This window comes from Dryocola mayonis (assembly GCF_051307045.1).
Classification (GTDB): Bacteria; Pseudomonadota; Gammaproteobacteria; order Enterobacterales; family Enterobacteriaceae; genus Dryocola.
Genome location: NZ_CP150452.1, coordinates 1,901,686 through 1,926,327, shown reverse-complemented (window position 1 = coordinate 1,926,327; position 24,642 = coordinate 1,901,686). Strand labels below are relative to the sequence as shown.

Here is a 24,642-nt window from a genome sequence, read left to right as displayed (position 1 = left end):
CCTGGCCTGCCCGCTTTCCGCTGCCGCTAGCGGGTAAGCCGGAAGCTTTCGTCAATCAAATCGAGCGCGTCGCCCTCCGGCACCTTATCCAGCAGCACCGTCACCCAGTGCTCTTTATTCATATGGTAGGCGGGCAGAATACCCGGCTGCATTCTTAGCGAGCCCAGCAGTTCCGGCTGAACTTTGACGTTCATTACCTCAAGCAGCGCGTCGCCTTCAAGCCCCAGCTTTTGCGCGCTGATACGATAAACGAGCGCAAACCATTTCTTTTTGAATTTATGCCTTAACACCGCGTAGTCGCTGTTTTTCCGCCACGGGTAGTCAGGCTCGACCTGATATTTTTCAAGCACGGCCGTAAAAAGCGCTTCGCGTTTCATCGGTCATTTCTCCTCCTCGCTCTTTTCCAAAGGGCAAAGTTAGCACAACCCCTGCGGCGATTTCGCTTAACGGATGATTTCAGCGCCGTCACGGAACGCACGGCAGGCTTTGCGTTGATCTTCATTTCCTGCCAGGATTCATCGCCGAAATTTGCCATGTCCGCGATTTAACAAACTACAGGACAGGCGATTTCAGCGAGCAAACATTTAAGGCAAGCAGAAACAACACGGGAATATCAATGAAAACAACGCACAAAACCGAGGCTGAGCGCCGCGCCGCCAAAAGGCGCTGGCTCAACTCTCATGATTCCGGCTACCACAAGGCGATGGGCAATCGTCAGGTACAGATGATCGCCATCGGCGGCGCTATCGGCACGGGGCTGTTCCTCGGCGCGGGCGCCCGCCTGCAGATGGCCGGCCCGGCGCTGGCGCTGGTCTACCTGGTCTGCGGCATCTTCTCTTTCTTTATCCTGCGCGCGCTGGGTGAGCTGGTTTTACATCGCCCTTCAAGCGGCAGCTTTGTCTCCTACGCCAGGGAGTTTCTTGGCGAAAAAGCCTCCTACGTCGCAGGCTGGATGTACTTCGTTAACTGGGCGATGACCGGCATCGTTGATATCACGGCCGTCGCGCTTTATATGCACTACTGGGGCGCGTTCGGCGATGTGCCGCAGTGGGTGTTCGCCCTCGGCGCGCTGGCGATTGTCGGCACCATGAACATGATTGGCGTGAAGTGGTTTGCCGAAATGGAGTTCTGGTTTGCGCTGATTAAGGTGCTGGCCATCGTGGCCTTCCTGGTGGTGGGGACGGTGTTTCTCGGCAGCGGCAAAATGCTCGACGGAAATACCACCGGCTTCCACCTGATAACCGATAACGGCGGCTTCTTCCCGCACGGCCTGCTGCCCGCGCTGGTGCTGGTGCAGGGCGTGGTGTTCGCCTTCGCCTCCATTGAGCTGGTGGGCACGGCGGCGGGCGAATGCAAAGATCCGCAAAACATGGTGCCGAAGGCCATTAACAGCGTTATCTGGCGTATCGGCCTGTTCTACGTCGGCTCCGTGGTGCTGCTGGTGCTGCTGCTGCCGTGGAACGCTTACCAGCCCGGGCAAAGCCCGTTCGTCACCTTCTTCTCAAAGCTGGGCGTGCCTTATATCGGCGATATTATGAATATGGTGGTGCTGAGCGCCGCGCTTTCAAGCCTGAACTCCGGCCTCTATTCCACCGGGCGGATCCTGCGCTCCATGTCGATGGGCGGTTCCGCGCCGAAGTTTATGTCGAAAATGAGCAGGCAGCAGGTGCCCTACGCCGGGATCCTGGTCACCCTGGGTATTTACGTTATCGGCGTGGTGCTGAACTACTATGTGCCTTCGCAGGTGTTCGAGATCGTGTTGAACGTCGCGTCGCTGGGGATTATCGCTTCCTGGGCCTTTATCGTGGTCTGCCAGATGAAGCTGCGCCAGGCCATCAGGCAGGGCAAAGCGGACGACGTCAGCTTTAAGCTGCCGGGCGCCCCCTTTACCTCATGGCTCACGCTGCTGTTCCTGTTAAGCGTGCTGGTGCTGATGGCCTTCGACTACCCGAACGGCACCTGGACCATCGCCTCGATTCCTTTCATCGCCTTGCTGCTGGTGCTGGGATGGTTCGGGGCGCGTAAACGCGTGCATGAAATCGCCGGCGAGGTGCACGAACACCACGAAGAGGCACATCCTGCCAACGTGGAGATTCGTAATAGTTAATATGCTACAGGGCGGTTAATCTCAGGGTTATCCGCCCCTTTTTCTTTACCGGACAATTGTTATGACGGCTGTACAAGAATACGTCCTGCTGCTGGATGAGCACCTGAACATTTCAGGCACCATGGAAAAGTCGCTTGTTCACACCAAAGCAACCCCTCTCCATCTGGCCTTCTCCTGCTACATTTTTAATGCCCGCAATGAGCTGCTGCTGACGCGCCGCGCCATTGGCAAAGTCGCCTGGCCGGGCGTCTGGACCAACTCGGCCTGCGGCCACCCGCTGCCGGACGAAGCCCTGCCCGACGCCGTAATACGCCGTTGCTATTACGAGCTGGGAATGAACATCGAAACGCCGACGCTGGTTGACGAGTCGTTTCGTTACTGCGCTACGGACGCCAGCGGCATTGTGGAAAATGAATACTGTCCGGTCTTTTTCGCCCGCGCCGCCTCCGGGCCGCTGCCGAATAAAACCGAGGTCATGGACTTCAGCTGGCTGCCCGTTGAGCAGGTGTTAGCCGGCGTTAACGCAATTCCCGCGGCCTATAGCCCGTGGATGGTCGCCCAGCTGCAACGGCCGCTGATTAAAGCGGCGCTGATAAAGCAAACGGCCCCGTAAAATTTCTCCGCTGCGAAACGGCCTGAATCTCCAGCCAATTCCTCCGGCGGCAGGTCGCAGCAAGCTAACTCCCGCTCCCGCTTCCTTGCGCTTAGTTGTTCTTTCACCAACACTTATCATTAACGTAAAGTGCCTTTACGGTTTTCAAACTTTACACATAAGTATTAACATATAGCGCAAATGTTCCAGATGGTTCGTCTGGACGCTCGCCCTTCTCACCTGATGAAAATTGCCCTGATGAAAATGACGCAACACGGAAAGTCCACGCTCCCCCTTTTACTGATCCCTGCCCTGACGCCATGGGCCGCGCCCGTTTTCGCCGCGGACACGCCAAAATCTGATGAACAGACGATGGTGGTCACGGCCACGCCCGGCGGCCTATCAGAGCTGGATACCCCGGCCGCCGTCAGCACGATCGACGGTGAGGATATGCGCCAGGCCGCGCCGCGCGTGAACCTTTCCGAGAGTCTCAACAGCGTGCCGGGGCTGCAGGTGCAAAACCGCCAGAACTATGCGCAGGATTTACAGCTGTCGGTGCGTGGGTTCGGCTCGCGCTCCACCTACGGCGTGCGCGGCGTGCGGATGTACGTGGACGGCATTCCCGCCACCATGCCGGACGGACAGGGGCAAACGTCCAATATTGATATCAACAGCGTCGAAAGCATCGAAGTGCTGCGCGGTCCGTTTTCGGCCTTATACGGCAACTCCTCCGGCGGCGTGGTAAACGTCAACACCACGACCGGCACTCAGCCGCCGACCCTTGAGGCAAGCACCTGGTACGGCAGCTTCGGCAGCTGGCGCAACAGCGTCAAAGCCACGGGCGCTACGGGCGACGGCACGCATGCCGGGGACGTGGATTATGCCGTTTCCGCCTCGCGCTTTACCACGCACGGCTATCGCGACCACAGCAGCGCCCAGAAAAACCTCGGCAACGCCAAACTCGGCGTGCGCCTCGACGACGCCAGCAAGCTGACCTTCCTGTTTAACAGCGTGGATATCGATGCCAACGATCCCGGCGGATTAACCGCAGATGAATGGCGCGACAACCCCACCCAGTCGCCGCGGGCGAACCAGTACGACACGCGTAAAACCACGAAGCAAACCCAGGCGGGCCTGCATTATGAACGCCAGCTTACGGCCAGCGACGACCTGAGCCTGATGGTTTACGCCGGCGAGCGCGAAACCACGCAGTACCAGTCGATCCCCGTCGGGCCACAGCTTAGCCCGACCCATCCGGGCGGCGTGATCCAGCTTTCACGCCACTACCAGGGCATCGACTCCCGCTGGACGCACCGCGGCAATCTGCTCTCCGTGCCGGTCAGCTTCACGACGGGTCTTGACTACGAAACCATGTCCGAAAAACGCAAAGGCTATGAGAACTTTGTGGTGGAAAACGGCGCCACCGTGCTGGGCGAAAAAGGCGACATTCGCCGCAACGAACGCAACCTAATGTGGAACGTCGATCCCTATCTGCAAACCGCGTGGCAGTTTACCGACAAACTTAGCCTGGACGCGGGCGTGCGCTTTAGCTCGGTTTACTTCGACTCCAACGACTACTACATTGCCGGCACGAACGGCGATGACAGCGGCGAAGCAAGCTATCACAAGTGGCTGCCGGCCGCCTCGCTGAAGTATGCGGTAACCGACGCGTGGAACCTTTACGCCTCGGCGGGACGCGGCTTTGAAACGCCGACCATCAACGAGCTTTCCTATCGCGACAACGGCCAGTCCGGGCTGAACTTCGGCCTGAAGCCTTCCACCAGCGACACGGTGGAAGTGGGCAGTAAAACCCGCATCGGCAACGGCCTGTTCACCGCCGCGGTATTCCAGACCGATACCGACGACGAGATCGTCACCGACCAGAGCAGCGGCGGACGCACGACCTATAAAAACGCCGGCGAAACCCGTCGTCGCGGCGTTGAGCTTTCCCTCGACCAGCAGTTCGCCTGGGACTGGCGCGTGAAAATGGCGTGGACCTATCTGGATGCGACCTACCGCACCAACGCCTGCGGCGAAGAGAGCTGCAAAGGCAACCGCATGCCGGGCATCGCCCGCAATATGGGCTACGCCGCGCTGGAATACGCGCCGGAGGAAGGTTTCTATGCCGGAGCCGACGTGCGCTACATGAGCGATATTCAGGCCGATGACGCGAACGACGCAACCGCGCCGACCTATACCGTCGCCTCGCTGAACAGCGGCTATAAATTGCGCATTCAGCAAAGCTGGCTGCTGGACGTCTGGGGACGCGTGGATAACCTGTTCGACCGCAGCTATGTCGGTTCGGTCATCGTCAACGAAGGCAACGGCCGCTTCTTCGAGCCGGCTCCGGGCCGCAATTACGGCGTGGGCGTGAATTTGAGCTATACGTTCCAGTAGTCGTAGCCGTTGTGGCGGTGGATAAGCGCGCATACGCTTATCCACCCTGCAGCGCCTGGATGCGATAAGCCTATCCCGCAGCGCCCGTCATCTGCACGCTTAGCCACCGATAAATCACCGCCACCACATAGTGCTGCTGTTCGGCGCCAAGAGCCGTTCCCGCCGGGATATTGTGCCACTTAGCAAGGCAGCCGCGACAGCAGGTGGCGGTGGCGTGCTGGGCGATAAACACCGGATGGCCGCGCATCGGCGTTTGTTTCCCGTCGTTTTTGGGCTCGGCGGGGGCAAGCCTTTTTGCGATAAAATCTTCCGCATGGCGGGTAATAATTTCCGGGCCTTTATCGATGCAATACTGCCGCTCCTTCGGGCCAAGGCGGAAACGCATACGAAACGAGGAGCGCGCCAGGCGCTGGAAAACAGGATCAAGATTGGTCACAGGACACTTCTGGCTGGTTTTAGACGAAAACATATTCTCCCCCCTTTTGCGCACATAGCAAGCAGAGCGCCTAAAAGTGACATTGTCACCAATATGCGATTTGCCCTTTTCTTCCCGTATCCGCAGACCCCTGATAAAACGTTACTGCTGCACTGCAGATATATTTTCATTCTTTTCAACTAATTGTAAGAATTTTCCCGCAAGCGGCTTGATCGCCTCCTGGGTTCAACGATACTGTATATAAACACAGTAAATTGTGAGAATCCATGCTTAACCCAACTCTCGCGCAGAAGTTGAAAGCCCTGCGATTCTCCCGCGGTTCAGTGAAGGATGACAAATGGCCAGCATGGGTTCATATGGTAATACCGCGCAGGATTACATTGAGAAAGGCATCGATCTCAACGAGCTTTGCATCGCTCATCCTGCCGCAACCTATTTTGTCATGGCGACGGGCATGTCCATGGTTGACGCCGGTATTTACGAAGGCTCGCTGCTGGTGGTGGACCGAAGCCTGCAAGCGCAACACGGCGATATCGTCATCGTGTCCCTTGCCGGCGAGTACAAGGTGAAACGGCTGTGCACCCGCCCCTTCGTTCAGCTGCTTGCGCTTAATCCGGCGTTTCCCGCCGTCGTGCTGCGCGAAGGCGGCGACGAGCTGGAGATTTTTGGCGTGGTGACCTTCAGCATTAATGGCCTGCGGTAATGTTTGCCCTGGTCGATGTGAACTCGTTCTACGCAAGCGTCGAGACGGTATTCCGTCCTGATTTAAAAGGACGCCCAATTGTCGTGCTGAGCAACAACGACGGCTGCGTGATCGCCAGAAACAGCGAGGCAAAAGCGCTCAACATCCCCATGGGCGTTCCGTATTTCAAAATGCGCGCCCTGTTTGAACAAAATAACGTGGTTATCTTCAGCAGCAATTACGCCCTGTATGCGGATATGTCCCAGCGGGTGATGACGATTCTGGAAGCCATGGCGCCGTCCGTTGAGGTCTATTCCATCGACGAAGCCTTCATTAACCTTCAGGGTCTTAACCGCGGCCGGGATCTGGAAGCCTTCGGGCGCGAGGTAAGAGCAAGGGTTCTTCAGTGGACGGGCCTCACGGTCGGCGTCGGTATCGGGCCGACAAAAACCCTGGCCAAGCTTGCAAATTATGCGGCAAAAAAATGGACGCAAACCGGCGGCGTGGTCGATCTGTCGCTCGTCGCACGGCAACGCAGGCTGATGAACCTGGTAGACGTCGGTAACGTATGGGGAATCGGGCGGAAGCTTTCGCAAAGGCTAAAAGGGATGGGCATTGAGACGGCCCTGCAGCTTGCCGATGCCCCGACCGCGTTAATCAGAAAGCACTTCAGCGTGGTGCTGGAACGCACCGTGCGGGAGCTGCGCGGGGAATCCTGCTTCGGGTCAGACGAGCCCGCGTCTGCGAAACAGCAGATCGTCTGTTCGCGCTCCTTTGCCGACAAAGTGAGCGAATACGATCCGATACGGGAAGCCATTTGCAACCATGCCGCACGCGCCGCAGAGAAACTGCGCGGGGAGAATCAGTACTGCCGCCACGTTTGCGCATTCGTTAAAACCAGCCCCTATAGCCACGGCGCAAGCTACTACGGCCAAACGGCGGGCATTCATATCCCCATTCCAACCCAGGACAGTCGCGATATTGTAGCCGCCGCAACCCGCTGTCTGGATGTGATATGGAAAGAGGGCTACAGGTTTCAAAAATGCGGCGTGATGCTCGGCGATTTTTACAGCGAGGGGATCGCGCAGCCTGACTTCTTTGACGACTACCAGCCGCGCGCCAACAGCAGCCAGCTGATGGCGGTGATGGATTACATCAACCAGAGCGGAAAAGGCCGGATCTGGCTTGGCGGCCAGGTCGTGCAAAAAAGCTGGCAAATGAAACGCCAGATGCTTTCTCCCGCCTACACCACCCGCTTTAGCGATCTGTTACGCGTTAAGATTCAATAACTAACAGCCGGTTAGCGGTTCAGAACGGATCCCGCGACCTCCCGTAAGTGAACGCCTTTCATCTCAGGATTCGGACGACAGGAATAACCCCAGCGCCAGCGCCGTCTATTATTAAATGTTCGTTATAAAAATTTGCGCGGTGCGCAGCGGAAAGCGTCCGCATTTTGACTGGTTTAACTTTCAGAATACTGGAGGCCTGGTATGAGCAACCTGGGCAACAAAGCGAATAAAAGCCGCCTGCAAGAGACGGGCGGCAGCACGAACGGTAATAACAACGCGCAGGATGCTGAACAGCATCCCCTTAGCCTGACGAGGCGGGAGCTGGTGAAAGCCGGTGCGGCAACGGCGGCCGTGGCGGCTATGCCTCACGCCCCCGCTTTCGCCGGCGAGACGCCCGTTACGCCGCCTGAAATGGTCCGCCTGACGCTGAAAGTAAACGGCGAGGAGAGGCAGCTGGAAGTCGATACGCGCACCACGCTGCTGGATGCGCTACGCGAGAATCTGCATCTTACCGGGACCAAAAAAGGGTGCGACCACGGCCAGTGCGGCGCCTGTACCGTTATCCTGGACGGCCGCCGCATCAACTCATGCCTGACGCTTGCGGTAATGCATCAGGATGCCGACATCACCACTATCGAAGGCCTTGGTACGCCGGACAGGCTGCACCCCATGCAGGCCGCGTTTGTAAAACATGACGGCTACCAGTGCGGCTACTGCACGCCGGGGCAAATCTGCTCCTCCGTAGCCGTGCTTGAAGAAATTGAAGCGGGCATTCCAAGCTATGTCACCCTCGATCTGGTGTCGCCCCCGCAGGCCACGGCGGATGAAATACGTGAGCGCATGAGCGGCAATATCTGCCGCTGCGGAGCCTACTCCAACATTCTTGCCGCCATTGAAGACGCAGCCGGGGAGCAGAAATCATGAAAGCCTTTACCTACGAACGCGTGAAAAAGCCTGCCGAGGCGGCGGCAAGCGCCCGACGTACACCCGGCGCGAAATTTATCGCGGGCGGCACCAATCTTCTCGATCTGATGAAGCTTGAGATAGAAGCCCCCGCCCATCTGATCGACGTTAACGGCCTGGCGCTGGATAAAATTGAGCCGGCCGACGACGGAGGGCTGCGGATCGGCGCGCTGGTGCGTAACACCGATCTGGCCGCCGACCCGCGGATACGCCGCGACTACGCCGTGCTTTCGCGGGCGCTGCTTGCCGGCGCTTCGGGCCAGCTGCGTAATAAGGCGACCACCGCCGGCAACCTGCTCCAGCGCACGCGCTGTCCCTACTTTTACGATACTAATCAGCCCTGCAACAAGCGTCTTCCCGGCAGCGGCTGCGCGGCGCTGGAGGGGTTCAGCCGGCAGCATGCGGTGGTAGGCGCAAGCAAAGCCTGTATCGCCACCCATCCCAGCGATATGGCTGTCGCCATGCGCCTGCTCGACGCCGTTGTGGAGACGGTTAATCCGGACGGGAAAGCGCGCGCAATTCCTGTCGCCGATTTCTACCTCGCGCCGGGCAACACGCCCCATCTCGAAACCGCTCTGTCGCCGGGCGAACTGATTACCGCCGTCACCCTGCCTCCTCCTTCAGGCGGCACGCATATTTATCGCAAAGTACGCGATCGCGCCTCTTACGCCTTCGCCCTGGTTTCCGTCGCCGCCATCGTGCAGCCAGACGGGAGCGGCCGCGTGGCGCTGGGCGGCGTGGCGCACAAGCCGTGGCGGCTTAACGAGGCCGATGCGCAACTGACCCAAGGCGCCCAGGCGGTTTATGAGCGGCTGTTCGCAGATGCTCATCCAACCCGGGAAAACGAATACAAGCTGCTGCTGGCGAAGCGTACGCTCGCCTCTGTGCTGACCGAAGCGAGGGCCTAAGGCGATGAAATTTGATAATCCCGCAAAAGACAATCCAATCGACAGGCTCAGGGTCGTCGGCCATCCTCACGATCGTATTGACGGGCCGCTAAAGACCACGGGAACCGCCCACTATGCCTATGAATGGCATGACGAGGCGCCCGACGCGGCCTATGGCTACATACTCGGTTCGGCCATCGCTAAGGGCCGCATCAGCTCCATTGACCTGCAGGCCGCCCGCAAGGCGCCCGGCGTGCTTGCCATCGTCACCGCCGATAACGCCGGTCCGCTCGGCAAAGGGGAAAAGAACACCGCGATCCTTTTGGGCGGCCCGGAAATTGAACACTACCATCAGGCTATCGCCGTGGTCGTCGCGGAAACTTTCGAACAGGGCCCTGCGCGGCGGCGGCGCTGATTCAGGTCGATTATCACCGTGAACACGGCTCATACGATCTTGCCCGGGAAAAACCCAGCGTCACCACGCCGCCTGAAAGCACCCCGGACAAATCGACGGGCGATTTCGCCAGCGCCTTCCGGGCGTCTGCGGTGCGGCTTGATGCCGTCTACACCACGCCCGACCAGAGCCACATGGCCATGGAGCCCCATGCCTCAATGGCCGTCTGGGAAGGAGATAAGCTGACCGTCTGGACCTCGAATCAGATGATTGACTGGTGCCGCAAAGATCTGGCGGCAACGCTGAAGCTGCCCGTGGAGAAGGTGCGCGTGATTTCGCCTTATATCGGCGGCGGCTTCGGCGGCAAGCTGTTCCTGCGCAGCGACGCTCTTCTGGCGGCGCTGGGCGCCCGCGCGGTGAAAAGGCCGGTGAAAGTTGCCCTGCAAAGGCCGTTTATTCCGAACAATACCACGCACCGCCCGGCGACCATCCAGCACATCCGCATAGGGACGGACGAATCCGGGCGGATCACCGCCATCTCCCATGAAAGCTGGTCGGGCAACCTTGCCGGCGGCGAGCCGGAAACCGCGGTTCAGCAGTCCGAGCTTCTTTACGCCGGCGCTAACCGCCATACCGGGCTGCGGCTGGCGCAGCTCGACCTGCCGGAAGGCAACGCCATGCGCGCCCCCGGAGAAACGCCGGGCCTGATGGCGCTGGAAATCGCCATCGACGAGATGGCCGAGAAGGCCAGAATCGACCCAGTCGAGTTCCGAATTCTTAACGATACCCAGGTCGATCCCGCCCATCCGGAGCGCTTTTTTTCACGGCGCCAGCTGATCCAATGCCTGCGCACGGGAGCGGAGCGATTTGGCTGGAGCAGCCGCAGCGCCAGGCCTGCGCAGGTGCGGGACGGCCGCTGGCTGATCGGCACAGGCGTTGCCGCCGGCTTTCGCAACAACCTGGTGATGAAATCCGGCGCGCGCGTTCATCTTGACGCCCGGGGCACGGTGACGGTTGAAACCGACATGACGGATATCGGCACGGGCAGCTACACCATCATTGCCCAGACCGCGGCCGAAATGATGGGCGTGCCGCTGGAAAAAGTGGTGGTGCGCCTGGGAGATTCCGACTTCCCGGTTTCTGCCGGTTCGGGCGGGCAATGGGGAGCCAACACCTCAACGGCGGGGGTGTATGCGGCCTGCGTCGGGCTGCGCGAAGCGGCGGCGAAAAAGCTCGGCTTCGACCCGAACGAGGCGGTTTTCGCCGATGAGCAGATTCGCTCCGGGGAGCGCAGCGCTCCGCTGATGCAGGCTGCCGCCGACGGCACGCTTACCGTTGAGGACAGCATCGAATTCGGCGGACTCGATAAGGAGTACCAGCAGTCCACCTTCGCCGCGCATTTCATTGAGGTCGGGGTGGACGTGGCGACCGGTGAAATCCGCGTTCGCCGCATGCTGGCCGTGTGCGCCGCGGGCCGCATCCTTAATCCTAAAACGGCGCGCAGCCAGGTTATCGGCGCCATGACCATGGGCGTAGGCGCGGCGCTGATGGAGGAGCTGTCTGTCGATACGCGGCTGGGGTATTTCGTCAACCACGATCTGGCCGGCTACGAGGTACCGGTTCATGCCGATATCCCAGACCAGGAGGTCATTTTCCTTGACGATACCGATCCCGTTTCGTCGCCGATGAAGGCCAAAGGCGTGGGCGAGCTGGGCTTGTGCGGGGTAAGCGCGGCTATCGCCAATGCCGTTTATAACGCCACCGGCGTGCGGGTCCGGGACTATCCCATCACGCTCGATAAGCTGCTGAAGGGTTTGCCGACCGAAATTTGACGGAGCAAACCAAAGTTCACCGGAGGACAGATAAGCTATGGCGCAACAATCTTCCCTGATCAAACAGGCAGATGACGATTTGCTCACGCCCAGGCAGGCGTTTTTAACCGACAACAGCGTTGAGGTGCTGCGCTTCGCGGCCAAAGCCGCCGCCGCAGGCGTCGCCGTCGCCCTGGTGACGCTGGTTGATATCCGCGGCGGCGGCGCGCGCGCGCTGGGGGCGCAGATGGCCGTAAGAGAAGACGGCTTATACTGCGGCTTTGTCTCCGGCGGCTGCGTCGAGGCCGCCGTCGCCTACGAGGCGATGGCGGTTATCAGCACCGGAAAAGACCGCATGGTGGTTTACGGCAAGGGATCGCCCTGGTTTGACATCGTCCTGCCCTGCGGAGGCAGCATTACCCTGAGCATTCACAAACTACGCAGCCCCCGGCCGCTGCTGGCCGTACTGGATGCTCTGGAAAGGCGCAGCTCAGCGGGCCTGCGCTATCACCGCAGTTTACAAACCCTGCAGTGCGTTACGCCCGCTGCGCAAACGGGCTGGAACGACGCGTTTTTTGAAATCGGCTATCAGCCCTGCGCCCGCGTCATCGTTTATGGCCGTTCTATCGAAGCAGAGGTCACCGCCGGGCTGGCGAGGGCCGCGGGCTATGAGGTGTACGCCAGCGACGGCACCATGCTGCAAGCCTCGTCCCCGGATATCGATTCAGATACGGCGGTCATCCTGCTCTATCACGATCTTAACCGGGAGCTGCCTGTCCTGCAGGCCGCGCTGGCCGCAAGGCCGTTTTACATCGGCGCGCTGGGCAGCAGACGAACCCACCGCGATCGCGTGCAGAAGCTATCTGCGCTTGGCTGGTCTGAACAGGACATCGACCGAATCAGGGCGCCGATAGGGATTTTCCCCAAAGCGCGCGATGCGCACTCGCTGGCCCTTTCTGTTCTGGCCGAGGTGGCAGCGACGCGCCTCGGCGGTACGAGCGACAAAGAGAAAACGAGCTGATGGATTCCCCGGCGGTCATTATCCTCGCGGCGGGGAAAGGAGAAAGGTTTCTCGCCTCCGGGGCGACGACGCACAAGCTGGACGCGCTTCTCAGCGGCCAGCCCGTGCTGTGGCACGTGCTGCAGGCGGTAAAATCATCCGGCCTGGCATGGCATCTTGTGAAGCCCGAGGGCGGCACCCGCGGCATGGGAGACTCTATCGCGATGGGCGTTCAGGCGACCGCAAACGCATCGGGCTGGCTTATTCTGCCCGCCGATCTGCCGCTAATCCGCCCTGCTTCACTGCGGCGCGTCGCCGAGGCGCTGAGTAAAAAACCCGTCGTTGTGCCGCATTACCGCCAGCGCCAGGGCCACCCGGTTGGGTTCCGGCGTGAATATATTGCTTCGCTTACCGCCCTGCGCGGCGACGCGGGCGCCCGCGAAATCGTGCGGGATTCACGGCTGCGCGGGAAGGTGCTGGATCTTTCGCTCTCCGATGCCGGCGTGGTGCGCGATATCGACGCGCTGACTGATTTACGCCTCGCCCAAAGGCTGCTTAACGCGCGGGCAAGGCGCAGGTCCGGTTGATGAATATTTATAAGTTGTTCGATAATCTACTGAGGAAATGCGTAAAATTTGCATTATTCTTTCGTCGTTCGTTTTTGACTCTAACAGGATGCATTATGGCTACAGTGGACCCCCGGCAGCTCGCTAAGCGTATTGATACGGTACTGGATATTCTGGTCGGCGGCGATCAGGCCTCGGCGATGAATAACCTGGAAATTTTGAAAGCGGAGTTATTGAGCATCGCCAATGGCGAAGAGACGGCCGACGGCGAGTTGAAAAAATCGCCGTGGGAAATTTAAGCGCTTCGTTGAAACAAGGGTGGATGGCGCCTATCCACCCTGCGAAAGCGGGCTACAGCGTCAGGGAGCCAAACGCGCCCTGCCAGTCTTTTTCAAAGGTGGCGATGGCCGCGTTAACGGCGGGCGTGGTTAACATCTGATCGGCCACGTCTACCGGCAGCGTCACGGCCTCGCAGCCGGCCAGCAGGCACGACATCGCCTGGTGCGGCGTGCGGAAGCTTGCGGCCAGCACTTTCGCATGCGGCGCGTGCAGCGTCAGCAGCTGCTGTAAATCCTGCACCATCTGGATGCCGTCGCCGCCCTGGGCGTCCAGGCGGTTTACATACGGCGCGACATATTCCGCGCCGGCCAGCGCGGCCAGCAGCCCCTGGGCCGCGCCGTACACCGCCGTGCCCAGCGTAGGGATCCCCTGCGCTTTTAACTGTTTCATCGCCGCCAGGCCTTCCACCGTGGTTGGCACTTTCACCACCAGGCCCGGCACGCGGCTGGTCAGCAGCTGCGCTTCGCGCACCATTTCGTCGGCGCCTGCGGCAATAACCTGCGCAAATAACCTGCCCTCACCGCCCAGCGCATCCCGCAGCGCCGGCAGCACTTCCCAAAGAGATTTTCCCTCTTTAGCGATGATCGAAGGATTGGTCGTCACTCCCTGCAGCGGCAGTACCCGGGCTAAGCGCTTAACGGCAGCTACGTCGGCCGTGTCTAAATACAGTTCCATAAACTCTCCAGATTCGTGTCAGATCTCATTGTCGCCATCATAGCTTCGCCTTCCGATCTTTAGCTGATCGATATCAATAAAACTTTCATTCGAAAGTAATTTAATTTACGAAAGAAAGATGAGGGCGTGACTATGCTTTTTAACATCCAGCGTTACTCCACGCATGACGGTCCGGGCATCCGTACCGTGGTGTTCCTTAAAGGCTGCTCGCTCGGCTGCCGCTGGTGTCAGAATCCGGAGAGCCGCTCGCGCACGCAGGATATTTTATTCGACGAACGGCTTTGCCTCACGGGCTGCGATCTGTGCCAGCAAGCGGCCCCACAGATGATTTCTCGTCTCGATGAAAAGCTGATTATCGCCCGCGAAAAGCTTACCCCGGCCCACGCGGGTGCCCTCGTCGACTGCTGCCCCACCCAGGCGCTGGCCGTTTGTGGCGAAACGCAAAGCGCCGACGCCATCATGGAAAAGGTGCTGCGGGATAAACCTTTTTACGATCGCAGCGGCGGCGGCATTACGCTTTCCGGCGGCGAACCTTTTATGCAGCCCGACATGGCGCGGACTTTACTGCAGCGCAGCAAGGAGGCCGGAATTCATACCGCCGTCGAATCCTGCCTGCACGTGCCCTGGAAGTATATCGAACCTTCTTTGCCCTATCTGGATCTGCTGCTTGCGGACTTAAAGCATGTGGATAAGCAGCGCTTTCAGCAATGGACCGACGGCCACGCGGAACGGGTGCTGGATAACTTCCGCAAGCTGGCCGCACGCGGCGTGGAAATGACCGTTCGCGTCCCGCTGATCCCCGATTTTAATGCGGATGAACAGTCTATTCGCGCCATCAGCGATTTTGCCGCCGACGAAATCGGCGCTAAAGCGATCCATTTTTTGCCCTATCACACCTTAGGTATCAACAAATACAAACTCCTGAACGTTCCCTATCTGGCGGCGCATCAGCCTCTTGACGCGCCCGGGCTGCTGCAATTTGCCGGGCAATACGCCAGCCAGAAAGGAATGACCGCCTGGATTCGAGGATAACCATCATGACCGAACTGAACCTGAATTTTCTCAGCCCGCGCATTCAAGCCCATAAGGAAGCGCTGATCCACATCGTTAAGCCGCCGGTTTGCACCGAACGCGCGCAGCACTACACCGCCGTTTATCAGCAGCATCAGGATAAGCCGCTGCCGGTTCGTCGCGCGCTGGCGCTGGCCCATCACCTGGCCGAGCGCACTATCTGGATCAAACACGACGAGCTGATTATCGGCAACCAGGCAAGCCACGTGCGCGGCGCGCCCTTCTTCCCGGAATATACCGTGGGATGGATTGAAACCGAGATCGACGAGCTTGGCGATCGTCCGGGCGCGGGCTTTACCATTACCGCTGAAGATAAAGCCGTGATGCATGAGATCTGCCCGTGGTGGCGCGGCCAGACGGTGCAGGATCGCTGCTACGGCATGTTTACCGACGAGCAAAAAGCGCTGCTGGCAACCGGCATCATTAAAGCCGAAGGCAATATGACGTCGGGCGACGCGCATCTCGCGGTGAACTTCCCGCAGCTGCTGGAGCTGGGGCTTGACGGCCTGCGCGAAAAAGTGGCCGATCGCCGCGAGCGTCTGCACCTCACCGACTGGGACGATCTGCACAAAGAGCAGTTCCTGAAAGCCATCGCTATCACTTTCGCAGCGTTAAGCGACCATATCCTGCGTTACGCGGCGCTGGCGAAAGAAATGGCGGGCAAAGAGACAAGAGCGGCTCGTCGCGATGAGCTGCTGGCGATGGCGGAAAACTGCGAGCACATTGCGCATCAGCCACCAAAATCTTTCTGGCAGGCCCTGCAGCTGAGTTACTTCGTGCAGCTGGTGCTGCAGATTGAATCCAACGGCCACTCCGTTTCGTTCGGCCGCCTGGATCAGTATCTCTATCCGTGGTATCGCCGCGACGTTGAGCTTGAGCAGACGCTTGGCCGCGACCAGGCGATTGAACTGCTGCAAAGCTGCTGGTTGAAGCTGCTGGAGGTGAACAAGATCCGCTCTGGTTCGCACTCCAGGGCGTCCGCCGGCAGCCCGCTTTACCAGAACGTGACCATCGGCGGCCAAAGGCTGCTTAACGGCGAGGCGACTGACGCGGTGAACCCGCTTTCTTATGCGGTGCTGGAATCCTGCGGCCAGCTGCGATCCACCCAGCCCAACCTCAGCGTGCGTTACCACGCCGGGATGAGCAATGACTTCCTCGACGCCTGCGTACAGGTGATTCGCTGCGGTTTTGGCATGCCGGCCTTCAATAACGATGAGATTGTTATCGACGAATTCATCCGCCTGGGCGTAAGCCGCGAGGATGCCTATGACTATGCGGCGATTGGCTGCATCGAAACCGCCGTCGGCGGCAAATGGGGCTATCGCTGTACCGGTATGAGCTTTATCAACTTTGCCCGCGTGATGCTGGCAACCCTTGAGCACGGCCGCGACGCCACCAGCGGCAAGGTTTTCCTGCCGCAGGAAAAGGCGCTTTCACAAGGTAATTTCAACGGCTTCGATGAAGTGATGGCCGCGTGGGATGAGCAAATCCGTTACTACACGCAAAAATCCATCGAAATCGAGTGCGTGGTGGATACGGTTCTGGAAGAGAACGCCCACGATATCCTCTGCTCCGCTCTGGTGGACGACTGCATTGAACGCGGTAAAAGCATTAAGCAAGGCGGCGCGAAATATGACTGGGTTTCCGGCCTGCAGGTGGGCATCGCTAACCTCGGCAACGGCCTTGCTGCGGTGCGTAAACTGGTCTTCGAGCAAGGCGCTATTGGTCAACAGCAGCTGGCTGAGGCGCTGGCGAATGATTTTGCAGGCCTTAGCGGCGAGCAGTTACGCCAGCGTCTGATTAACGGCGCGCCTAAGTACGGCAACGACGAAGATGAGGTGGATCTGCTGCTGGCCCCGCGCCTACCAGACCTATATCGACGAGCTTAAGCAGTATCACAATACCCGCTTTGGCCGCGGGCCGATTGGCGGCACCTATTACGCGGGCACGTCATCAATTTCCGCTAACGTTCCCTTCGGCGCGGCGACCATGGCGACGCCTGACGGACGCAAAGCAACGACCCCGCTGGCGGAAGGCGCGAGCCCGGCCTCCGGCACCGACAGGCTGGGACCGACGGCGGTAATCAGCTCCGTTAGCAAGCTGCCAACCAGCAAGATTCTGGGCGGCGTGCTGCTCAACCAGAAGCTGAATCCTTCCACGCTTGATAACCCGCGCGACAGGGAAAAACTGATGTTTATGCTGCGCACCTTCTTCGAGGCGCACAAAGGCTGGCATGTGCAATACAACATAGTCTCAAGGGAAACGCTGTTAGATGCGAAACAACATCCTGATAAGTATCGCGATTTAGTGGTACGCGTAGCAGGTTACTCGGCATTCTTTACGGCCTTATCTCCGGACGCGCAGGATGATATTATAGCCCGAACAGAACACACACTTTGACGACTCTGGCGGTGGCTAAGGCCGCCGCCGATAATTGGCTGACATGAATTCCAGACAACAAATCATATTACAGATGGTGATCGATCAGGGGCGCATAAGCGTGACCGATCTCGCCAAAACCACCGGCGTTTCCGAAGTGACTATTCGTCAGGATCTCAACCTGCTGGAAAAGCGTAACTATTTGCGCCGCGCCCACGGCTACGCCGTTGTGCTGGAAAGCGACGACGTCGAAACCCGCATGATGAATAACTACACCCTGAAACGTACGCTCGCGGAGTTTGCGGCAACGCTTGTCAACGACGGTGAAACGGTATTTATCGAAAACGGCAGCAGCAACGCCCTCCTCGCCCGCACGCTGGCGGAAAATAAGCGCATTACGCTGATTACCGTAAGCAGCTACATCGCCCATCTGCTAAAGGACACGGACTGCGAGGTGATTTTACTGGGCGGCATCTACCAGAAAAAAAGCGAAAGCATGGTCGGCCCGCTAACCCGACAATTTATTCAGCAGGTGCATTTCAATAAGGCCTTTATCGGCATCGATGGTTTTCTGCCGGAAACGGGTTTTACCGGTCGCGATATGATGCGCGCGGACGTGGTGAATGCGGTGCTGGAAAAAGGCAGCGAAGCTATCATCCTGACCGACAGCAGCAAATTCGGCGCCACCCATCCCTATACGCTTGGGCCCATCGCGCGCTTTAGCCGGATAATAACCGATGACGGACTAAGCGAAACCGCGCACCAGCAGCTGCGCGACAGCGGCCTGCTGGTCGATATCGTCGAGCAGTTCCCTTTGAGCTAACCTCTTTATTTTCAGGGCCGTCTGCCAACGACGCAGACGGTTCTGCTATCAGATTTATCCTGCGCGGTAATTAAGACTTTTTACCTGTCTTAATCGCCGACAAAAATTAGAATATTTATTAGCGATATAACAGGAAGTGATAATCACCCGCGTTATCTTTTAGGTCTGTATCGCCACTAAGTTTCACGGCAACTCCGCTTAAGCCACTATACTTACAGGGAGACTTGTATCCGTGAATCAATTATTCAGGAGAAAGTAATATGACCTTAAATAACAAAAAAATTGCCGCTGTTATGCTGGCGCTTACCGTTGCTATGTCCCTGAGCGCATGCTCTAACTGGTCCAAACGCGATCGTAACACCGCGATTGGCGCCGGGGCCGGCGCCGTAGGTGGTGCAGTATTGTCTGATGGTAGCGCGCTGGGTACGCTGGGCGGCGCCGCTGTCGGGGGTATTATCGGGCACCAGGTCAGCAAATAAGGCAGGACGCCTGCAAAAGCTTTCTGCGACCTGATAAATTAAAAACGTTTCGACTTTTAGTTCTGGCAGCAGCTATAAAAAAGGCCACGGTGAATACCGTGGCCTGATTATTTGCGCCGCCGGCAGATTTAGCCGCCCGCCAGTTTTACCTTCATGCCTTTGGCTTCCAGCAGCGATTTAATCAAATCGCGCTTGTCGCCCTGAATTTCTATCACGCCATCCTTCAGCGCCCCGCCGCAGCCGCATTTCTTTTTCAGCTCGGCCGCTATGGCGGCAAGCCCGGCGTCATCGGCGTCAATGCCGCTGATCAGGCAAACGCCCTTGCCTTTGCGTCCGCTGGTTTGCCGCTGGATGCGCACGATGCCGTCGCCCTTAGGGCGTGCGGCCGCGGTTTTCGGTTCGTCGATACGCCCCGTTTCCGTGGAGTAAACCAGGCGGCTGTTATCATCTTTCATTATTTATGCATCCTGTTTTAGCGAGGCGCGAATATCGCGCAGCGTTTGCGCCGGATCCGCCGATTGGGTGATCGGACGCCCGATAACCATGTAGTCAACGCCCGCCGCCTGCGCCTGCTCCGGCGTCATAATGCGGCGCTGATCGCCCGCATCGCTGCCCGCCGGACGAATGCCCGGCGTGACGAGTTTAAACGCCTGGCCCAGCTCATTTTTGAAACGTACGGCCTCATGGGCCCGAGCAGACGACGCCGTCCAGACCGCAATTCTGCGTCAGACGCGCCAGGCGTTCTGCGTAATCCGCAGGACTTAAGTCGATGCCAAGATCGGCTAAATCGCCGGCTTCCATGCTGGTAAGCACGGTAACGGCAATCAGCAAAGGCGCATCCTTCCCAAACGGGCTTAAAGCCTCGCGGGCGGCGGTCATCATGCGCGCTCCGCCGCTGGCATGAACGTTGACCATCCATACGCCCAGCTCGGCCGCTGCGGCTATCGCGCGGGCGGTAGTATTTGGAATGTCATGGAATTTCAGGTCGAGAAAAACATCGAAACCACGCTGCTGGAGGTCGTTAACAAACCCCGGGCCAAACAGCGTGAACATCTCTTTTCCCACCTTCAGGCGGCAGTCCTGCGGATCAATACGGTCGACAAACGCCAGCGCGCTGTCGCGCTTGTCGTAATCAAGGGCGACGACGATGGGTGAATCGGTGGCAACACGGGAGGAGGAAGATGCGCTTGAATTCATGACTAAACCTTCTGACTGTTGGGCACCAGCGCGGCGCGAAGATAAACGGCAGCATTCTACCCGCCGGCCCGATAAATTTACAGTTGCTATTGCGCCCTGCCAGGCGATTAGCGCTCGATGCCTGACCGGAGGAAGAAATAAAAGCTATAAGTATGTTGTAACTAAAGTGCGGGCTTTTTAAAAAGCAGCGCCGGCGCGCTGCTTACTGACCGTCCAGGCCGCGAATGGGTTTAACCGTCGACCACGCCCGGCAGGACGGGCAGTGCCAGTACATGGTAAAAGCGGTAAAGCCGCACTTCTGGCAGCGATAGCGCGGCTTGGTGCGCACCTGCTCGCCGACCATGTCGCGCAGCACAATCAGGCTCTCTTTCGCACGCCCTTCTTCCGCTTCCTGCAGATGATAATCAATCAGGCGATGGAACACGCGCATCGTCGGATGGCGCTGCAGCTGGCGGTTGATATAAACCTGCGCAATGTCCGCGCCTTCTTTTTGCTCGAGAATGCCGGCCAGCATCAGCTCCGCCACGGCGCCGGTGTTCTCTTCCACGCAGCGCTTAAGGAAGGCTTCCCACTCTTCGGGCTTATTGAGCTGCTGGAAGCAAACCTGCAGCATCTCCAGCGTTTCGCTGACCAGCTCGCTGTCCTGGTCAATAACGCGCTGCAGGGTTTCCACGGCTTTGGCGTATTCGCCTTTCGCCATGAAGATGCGCCCCATCATGATGGAGACGCGCGCGCAGTTTTTATCCGCCGCCGCCCCTTTCTTCAACAGCGACATCGCGCGGTCGAGATCGTCACTGCTCATCAGCTGCAGGGCGAGCTCGCAGTAAAAATGGGCGATTTCGGTGCGCTGTTTGTCTTTGCCAAGCTTGACCAGGCGTTCGGCGACGTCGATGGCTTTCTGCCAGTCGCTGGTCGCCTGATGAATTAACAGCAGCTGCTGCAAGGCGCCAATGCGGAAATCTGTTTCGTCCACCAGCTGGGCGAACATATCTTCCGCCCTGTCGTACAGCCCGGCGGCCATATAGTCGCGGCCCAGCTGCTGTACGGCCAGCAGGCGCTGATCGTAGGTCAGCGAGGCGCTTTCCATTAAGGACTGGTGGATGCGAATGGCGCGGTCGACCTCCCCACGCGAGCGGAAAAGATTGCCCAGGGTGAGGTGCGCCTCAACGGTGCTGGTATCTTCTTTGAGCATATCAAGGAAGAGATCCACCGCTTTATCCTGCTGGTTAGACAGCAGGAAGTTTACCCCGGCGACATAGTCCCGCGACAGGCGATTCGCTTCCTGCTGTTTATTTTGATACGCACTTCTGCGGCCCATGTACCAGCCGTAAGCGGCGGCCACGGGCAACAACAGAAACAGCAGTTCCAGCATATCCGGTTATTCCTTCACGGCCGGAACGGTGGTGGTAGCCGGCACGACGGGATCCGTTGCAATCTGTTGCTCAAGGCGCTTAATTTTACGCTCCGCGCGCGCAAGGGAGAGACGCACGCGCAGCCAGAACAGGCTGCAGATGAGCCAGCCGATGATAAAACCTGCAGCAAACAGCGTCGCCAGCAGCGTGGAGACCCGATATTCGCCCTGAGCGAGCAGGTAATTGAAGTTCACTACCTGATCGTTTTGCGCACCTAAAGTGACGGATACCACAAAGATCGCTAGTACCAGTAAGAAAATGAATAAATATTTCACATTACTTCCCGTTATGTGGTCGTACGCGACGGTTATGCCCTAATGCTGTTCAACGGTATAAATTACCATTTCCGGGGAGTCCGGGGAATCCATTAGCGACGTCCAATTCATAAGAAATGGGGCTTAAATCAATAATCTCAAGGCTCGTCGTCTCTTTCGGCTATTTCTTCAGCTTCCCGAAGCGGTACAGAAAGCGGGCCGCAGAATTTTTGCGCCAGCCAGCTGGCAAGCGTCACCAGCAGCCAGGACAGAAGCGTGGCGACAATTAAATCGCGCGGCCAGTGCATGCCCAGTAAGAGCCTGCTCGCCATTACGCCGGTGGCCCACACCAGCAGCAAAACTATGGTAAACATGCGTCGACGCGGCCATAGCAGCCCAACGCCCAATAATGCCCAGCTGGCGGCAAACATCGTATGCCCGGAAGGAAAGGCAAAGCCGGTCTCTTTTTGCCAGTGCTTACGCAGCCAGACCGGCACCTCACGACTTTCGGCCAGCTGGCTTTTGACTAATTCGCCGCGCTGCTTGCGCTTTAAATTGTAGAACTCATCGGTGGGAACATGTTGCGTTTTTTCAAGCCACACCACGAAAGGACGAGGTTCCTGTACCCGATCCTTGATAAGCGATTTCGCGGTTTGCCCGATAAGAATCGCCGCGCCGAGGATGACAAACAGCATCACGGCGGCTTTAAGACGAAAGCGCAGACACCACAAAAACCAGCCGCACAGCGCAACGTGGGTGAGGATTCCCCAGGGCTGCGTAACGGTTTCGGTTATCCAGTACATCGCTTTTAACCAGGCGCCGTGGCCGCCCGGCGTCCACTGCCAGCCCGAAAGCCAAACGGTTAACGGCATGATTAACAGCAGCCCTGCACCTGCCGCGGTTCGTTTTGCTATAGCGCGCATCGCACCTCCTTAAAAGACGAAATCGCTCAAGGATAACTTAAAAAAGTGCACGGGAGGATAAACGGGTGCATCAGCAAAGAGTAAAAATAGCTTTCCGCCCAGCCAATTAGGTGAAGCGTTCTGCGTTGTGGCAAAATAGCCAATAATAATTGCACAGGCCAGAAAGCTGGCAGGCGCCCGCGGGCGTCAAAAATAAGTACGTGGAGAATCACATGCAGCTTAAACGTGTGGCAGAAGCCAAACTGCCAACCCCATGGGGCGATTTCCTGATGGTGGGTTTTGAAGAACTGGCAACCGGACAGGATCATGTCGCCCTGGTGTTTGGCGATATTAGCGGAGATGAATCCGTTCTGGCCCGCGTCCACTCCGAATGTCTGACGGGCGACGCCTTGTTCAGCCTGCGCTGCGACTGTGGTTTCCAGCTGGAGGCCGCGCTGTCGCATATCGCCGAAGAAGGCCGCGGCGTGCTGCTTTATCACCGTCAGGAAGGACGCAATATCGGCCTGCTCAATAAGATCCGCGCCTACGCCCTGCAGGATAAAGGCTACGATACCGTGGAAGCCAACCATCAGCTGGGTTTCGCCGCGGACGAGCGTGATTTCACCCTGTGCGCGGATATGTTCAAACTGCTGGGCGTGGATGCGGTTCGTCTGCTGACGAACAACCCCAAGAAAGTAGAAATCCTCAGCGAGGCCGGGATTAATATCGTCGAACGCGTGCCGCTAATCGTGGGCCGCAATCCGAAGAACGCCCACTATCTGGATACCAAAGCGGCCAAAATGGGCCACCTGCTTTCAGAGTAATCACCGCCCTTCCCGCAGACGCTTTTTGTATCGCACTGTATCCGGCGACGGGTTTCATACAAGGCCTTGCAAAAAGCGTCCTTCTGCACATATTCCCCCTACATTGCGATGTTGAGATGTCCCGGTCATTTCATCACCTTTCGGAGACATCGCAATGTTTACCAGACTCGCTTCCTCAGCCCTGGCTTTAACCCTCTCTTTAACCACCGTTTTCGCCTGCCAGGCGCAGGCGGCTGGCAACGACTACTCCGCCGCCTTTCTTCATCCCCGGCACGTTAACGCCGGCGTGCTGAACGTCGGCTATGTGGATATCGGCCCGAAAGACGGGCAGCCGGTGATCCTGCTGCACGGCTGGCCCTACGATCTGCACAGCTACGCGGACGTTGCGCCGGCGCTGGCGAAAAAAGGCTATCGCGTTATCGTGCCGGAAAACCGCGGCTTCGGATCCACGCGCTTTATCTCCGCCTCCACGCCGCGCAACGGCCAGCCCTCGGCGATGGCGAAAGATGTGGTGGATCTGATGGACGCCCTGAATATCAGGCAGGCGGTGTTTGCCGGCTACGACTGGGGCGCGCGCACCGCGGATATCGTGGCGGCGCTGTGGCCGCAACGGGTTAAAGCGCTGGTTTCGGTCAGCGGCTACCTTATCAGCAGCCAGCAAATCGGTGAAAAACCGCTGCCGCCACAGGCGGAGCTGCAGTGGTGGTATCAGTTTTACTTCGCCACGCCGCGCGGCGCGGCCGGCTATGCGCAGAACACCCACGACTTCGCCCGGCTGATATGGAACCAGGCCTCGCCCGGCTGGAAATTCAGCGACGCCACTTTCAACCTCAGCGCAAGATCGCTCGATAATCCGGACCATGTCGCTATCACGCTAAGCAACTATCGCTGGCGCCTCGGGCTGGAAAAAGGGGAAGCCAGATACGCTAGCTATGAGCAAAAGCTGGCGACGCTGCCGAAAATCAGCGTTCCCACCATCACCATCGAAGGCGAGGAAAACGGCGCGCCGCATCCGCAGCCGCAGGCCCTACGCCGGGCAGTTTACGGGAAAATATGAGCAACGCACCTTCAGCGGCCGCGTGGGGCACAACCCGCCGCAGGAGGCGCCGCAGGGCTTCGTGAAGGCGGTGGTGGATGCCGACCACCTTTAGATAAAAAGAAGC

General features: G+C 58.5%; 21 protein-coding genes and 4 pseudogenes. 17 read left to right on the top strand and 8 right to left on the bottom strand.

Annotated elements, in window-relative coordinates; genetic code table 11:
- Window positions 1-26: 26 nt before the first annotated feature.
- Window positions 27-377, bottom strand: coding sequence for an MmcQ/YjbR family DNA-binding protein (locus WLO32_RS09365; protein WP_435948053.1), 351 nt, complete (start codon window positions 375-377; stop codon window positions 27-29).
- Between the two features lie 239 nt (window positions 378-616).
- On the opposite strand from WLO32_RS09365, the gene ansP reads away from it, so the two are divergent.
- From ansP to pqqU, 3 genes are all read left to right on the top strand, one after another.
- The gene (ansP, locus tag WLO32_RS09360; RefSeq protein WP_435948052.1) at window positions 617-2,107 is read left to right on the top strand and encodes an L-asparagine permease; all 1,491 of its coding nucleotides are present in this window, start codon (window positions 617-619) and stop codon (window positions 2,105-2,107) included.
- Between the two features lie 61 nt (window positions 2,108-2,168).
- The gene (idi, locus tag WLO32_RS09355; protein ID WP_435948051.1) at window positions 2,169-2,720 is read left to right on the top strand and encodes an isopentenyl-diphosphate Delta-isomerase; all 552 of its coding nucleotides are present in this window, start codon (window positions 2,169-2,171) and stop codon (window positions 2,718-2,720) included.
- A 237-nt stretch (window positions 2,721-2,957) separates the two neighbouring features.
- Window positions 2,958-5,096: a TonB-dependent receptor PqqU gene (pqqU, locus tag WLO32_RS09350; RefSeq protein ID WP_435948273.1), complete on the top strand. Its 2,139-nt coding sequence runs from the start codon at window positions 2,958-2,960 to the stop codon at window positions 5,094-5,096.
- Between the two features lie 70 nt (window positions 5,097-5,166).
- On the opposite strand, the gene WLO32_RS09345 is transcribed toward pqqU, so the two are convergent.
- A complete protein-coding gene (locus tag WLO32_RS09345; protein ID WP_435948050.1) occupies window positions 5,167-5,532 on the bottom strand; it encodes a DUF4186 domain-containing protein in 366 nt (121 codons plus the stop codon).
- A 337-nt stretch (window positions 5,533-5,869) separates the two neighbouring features.
- Between WLO32_RS09345 and umuD the strand changes: the two genes are divergently transcribed.
- From umuD to yciZ, 8 genes and pseudogenes are all read left to right on the top strand, one after another.
- Entirely contained in the window at window positions 5,870-6,235 is a 366-nt protein-coding gene (gene umuD, locus WLO32_RS09340) for a translesion error-prone DNA polymerase V autoproteolytic subunit (protein WP_435948049.1), read from the top strand.
- The gene (umuC, locus tag WLO32_RS09335) at window positions 6,235-7,503 is read left to right on the top strand and encodes a translesion error-prone DNA polymerase V subunit UmuC (RefSeq protein ID WP_435948047.1); all 1,269 of its coding nucleotides are present in this window, start codon (window positions 6,235-6,237) and stop codon (window positions 7,501-7,503) included. The genes umuD and umuC overlap by 1 nt, the downstream gene beginning before the upstream one ends.
- A gap of 237 nt (window positions 7,504-7,740) precedes the next feature.
- Window positions 7,741-8,427 (top strand): aldehyde dehydrogenase iron-sulfur subunit PaoA, encoded by a 687-nt coding sequence (gene paoA / locus WLO32_RS09330; protein ID WP_435948272.1) that lies wholly within the window; start codon window positions 7,741-7,743, stop codon window positions 8,425-8,427.
- Window positions 8,424-9,374, top strand: coding sequence for an FAD binding domain-containing protein (locus WLO32_RS09325; RefSeq protein ID WP_435948046.1), 951 nt, complete (start codon window positions 8,424-8,426; stop codon window positions 9,372-9,374). The genes paoA and WLO32_RS09325 overlap by 4 nt, the downstream gene beginning before the upstream one ends.
- 4 nt (window positions 9,375-9,378) lie before the next feature.
- Window positions 9,379-11,579, top strand: a pseudogene (gene paoC / locus WLO32_RS09320) (aldehyde oxidoreductase molybdenum-binding subunit PaoC).
- Between the two features lie 37 nt (window positions 11,580-11,616).
- Window positions 11,617-12,579: an XdhC family protein gene (locus WLO32_RS09315; RefSeq protein ID WP_435948045.1), complete on the top strand. Its 963-nt coding sequence runs from the start codon at window positions 11,617-11,619 to the stop codon at window positions 12,577-12,579.
- Window positions 12,579-13,145: a nucleotidyltransferase family protein gene (locus WLO32_RS09310; RefSeq protein WP_435948044.1), complete on the top strand. Its 567-nt coding sequence runs from the start codon at window positions 12,579-12,581 to the stop codon at window positions 13,143-13,145. The genes WLO32_RS09315 and WLO32_RS09310 overlap by 1 nt, the downstream gene beginning before the upstream one ends.
- A 95-nt stretch (window positions 13,146-13,240) precedes the next feature.
- On the top strand, window positions 13,241-13,423 hold the full coding sequence (gene yciZ / locus WLO32_RS09305; RefSeq protein WP_435948043.1) for a protein YciZ/DeoL: 183 nt from the start codon (window positions 13,241-13,243) through the stop codon (window positions 13,421-13,423).
- A gap of 52 nt (window positions 13,424-13,475) precedes the next feature.
- On the opposite strand, the gene fsa is transcribed toward yciZ, so the two are convergent.
- Window positions 13,476-14,138 carry a fructose-6-phosphate aldolase gene (fsa, locus tag WLO32_RS09300; protein WP_435948042.1) on the bottom strand — a complete coding sequence of 221 codons (663 nt, stop codon included), beginning with the start codon at window positions 14,136-14,138 and terminating at the stop codon, window positions 13,476-13,478.
- 132 nt (window positions 14,139-14,270) lie between these two features.
- Between fsa and WLO32_RS09295 the strand changes: the two genes are divergently transcribed.
- From WLO32_RS09295 to osmB, 4 genes and pseudogenes are all read left to right on the top strand, one after another.
- Window positions 14,271-15,170, top strand: a complete 900-nt coding sequence (locus WLO32_RS09295) for a glycyl-radical enzyme activating protein (protein WP_435948041.1) — start codon at window positions 14,271-14,273, stop codon at window positions 15,168-15,170.
- Between the two features lie 5 nt (window positions 15,171-15,175).
- Window positions 15,176-17,609 (top strand): annotated as a pseudogene (locus tag WLO32_RS09290) (formate C-acetyltransferase/glycerol dehydratase family glycyl radical enzyme).
- 43 nt (window positions 17,610-17,652) lie between these two features.
- Window positions 17,653-18,411 (top strand): DNA-binding transcriptional regulator YciT, encoded by a 759-nt coding sequence (gene yciT, locus WLO32_RS09285; protein WP_435948040.1) that lies wholly within the window; start codon window positions 17,653-17,655, stop codon window positions 18,409-18,411.
- 260 nt (window positions 18,412-18,671) lie between these two features.
- The gene (gene osmB / locus WLO32_RS09280) at window positions 18,672-18,890 is read left to right on the top strand and encodes an osmotically-inducible lipoprotein OsmB (protein ID WP_121268160.1); all 219 of its coding nucleotides are present in this window, start codon (window positions 18,672-18,674) and stop codon (window positions 18,888-18,890) included.
- A gap of 128 nt (window positions 18,891-19,018) precedes the next feature.
- Here osmB and yciH read toward each other — a convergent pair whose 3' ends face one another.
- The 5 genes and pseudogenes from yciH to pgpB all read right to left on the bottom strand — a co-directional run bounded on the left by yciH (window position 19,019) and on the right by pgpB (window position 22,676).
- Window positions 19,019-19,345: a stress response translation initiation inhibitor YciH gene (yciH, locus tag WLO32_RS09275; protein WP_435948039.1), complete on the bottom strand. Its 327-nt coding sequence runs from the start codon at window positions 19,343-19,345 to the stop codon at window positions 19,019-19,021.
- Window positions 19,346-19,348: 3 nt separating this feature from the next.
- Window positions 19,349-20,087 (bottom strand): annotated as a pseudogene (gene pyrF, locus WLO32_RS09270) (orotidine-5'-phosphate decarboxylase).
- A 202-nt stretch (window positions 20,088-20,289) separates the two neighbouring features.
- A complete protein-coding gene (lapB, locus tag WLO32_RS09265; RefSeq protein ID WP_435948038.1) occupies window positions 20,290-21,459 on the bottom strand; it encodes a lipopolysaccharide assembly protein LapB in 1,170 nt (389 codons plus the stop codon).
- 6 nt (window positions 21,460-21,465) lie between these two features.
- The gene (locus WLO32_RS09260; RefSeq protein ID WP_121268156.1) at window positions 21,466-21,774 is read right to left on the bottom strand and encodes a LapA family protein; all 309 of its coding nucleotides are present in this window, start codon (window positions 21,772-21,774) and stop codon (window positions 21,466-21,468) included.
- Between the two features lie 137 nt (window positions 21,775-21,911).
- Window positions 21,912-22,676, bottom strand: coding sequence for a phosphatidylglycerophosphatase B (gene pgpB / locus WLO32_RS09255; RefSeq protein ID WP_435948037.1), 765 nt, complete (start codon window positions 22,674-22,676; stop codon window positions 21,912-21,914).
- Between the two features lie 212 nt (window positions 22,677-22,888).
- Here pgpB and ribA point away from each other — a divergent pair, with 212 nt between their 5' ends.
- Window positions 22,889-23,479, top strand: coding sequence for a GTP cyclohydrolase II (ribA, locus tag WLO32_RS09250; protein ID WP_121268154.1), 591 nt, complete (start codon window positions 22,889-22,891; stop codon window positions 23,477-23,479).
- Window positions 23,480-23,633: 154 nt separating this feature from the next.
- A pseudogene (locus tag WLO32_RS09245) lies at window positions 23,634-24,630 on the top strand (alpha/beta fold hydrolase).
- Window positions 24,631-24,642 lie beyond the last annotated feature (12 nt).

Coding starts and splice junctions, on each gene's coding strand:
- fsa (WP_435948042.1), bottom strand. CDS start 14,138: ATGGAACTGTATTTAGACACGGCCGACGTAGCTGCCGTTAAGCGCTTA.
- WLO32_RS09310 (WP_435948044.1), top strand. CDS start 12,579: ATGGATTCCCCGGCGGTCATTATCCTCGCGGCGGGGAAAGGAGAAAGG.
- ribA (WP_121268154.1), top strand. CDS start 22,889: ATGCAGCTTAAACGTGTGGCAGAAGCCAAACTGCCAACCCCATGGGGC.
- WLO32_RS09365 (WP_435948053.1), bottom strand. CDS start 377: ATGAAACGCGAAGCGCTTTTTACGGCCGTGCTTGAAAAATATCAGGTC.
- umuC (WP_435948047.1), top strand. CDS start 6,235: ATGTTTGCCCTGGTCGATGTGAACTCGTTCTACGCAAGCGTCGAGACG.
- idi (WP_435948051.1), top strand. CDS start 2,169: ATGACGGCTGTACAAGAATACGTCCTGCTGCTGGATGAGCACCTGAAC.
- osmB (WP_121268160.1), top strand. CDS start 18,672: ATGACCTTAAATAACAAAAAAATTGCCGCTGTTATGCTGGCGCTTACC.
- lapB (WP_435948038.1), bottom strand. CDS start 21,459: ATGCTGGAACTGCTGTTTCTGTTGTTGCCCGTGGCCGCCGCTTACGGC.
- WLO32_RS09315 (WP_435948045.1), top strand. CDS start 11,617: ATGGCGCAACAATCTTCCCTGATCAAACAGGCAGATGACGATTTGCTC.
- pqqU (WP_435948273.1), top strand. CDS start 2,958: ATGAAAATGACGCAACACGGAAAGTCCACGCTCCCCCTTTTACTGATC.
- WLO32_RS09295 (WP_435948041.1), top strand. CDS start 14,271: ATGCTTTTTAACATCCAGCGTTACTCCACGCATGACGGTCCGGGCATC.
- ansP (WP_435948052.1), top strand. CDS start 617: ATGAAAACAACGCACAAAACCGAGGCTGAGCGCCGCGCCGCCAAAAGG.
- WLO32_RS09325 (WP_435948046.1), top strand. CDS start 8,424: ATGAAAGCCTTTACCTACGAACGCGTGAAAAAGCCTGCCGAGGCGGCG.
- pgpB (WP_435948037.1), bottom strand. CDS start 22,676: ATGCGCGCTATAGCAAAACGAACCGCGGCAGGTGCAGGGCTGCTGTTA.
- yciH (WP_435948039.1), bottom strand. CDS start 19,345: ATGAAAGATGATAACAGCCGCCTGGTTTACTCCACGGAAACGGGGCGT.
- yciT (WP_435948040.1), top strand. CDS start 17,653: ATGAATTCCAGACAACAAATCATATTACAGATGGTGATCGATCAGGGG.
- yciZ (WP_435948043.1), top strand. CDS start 13,241: ATGGCTACAGTGGACCCCCGGCAGCTCGCTAAGCGTATTGATACGGTA.
- umuD (WP_435948049.1), top strand. CDS start 5,870: ATGGCCAGCATGGGTTCATATGGTAATACCGCGCAGGATTACATTGAG.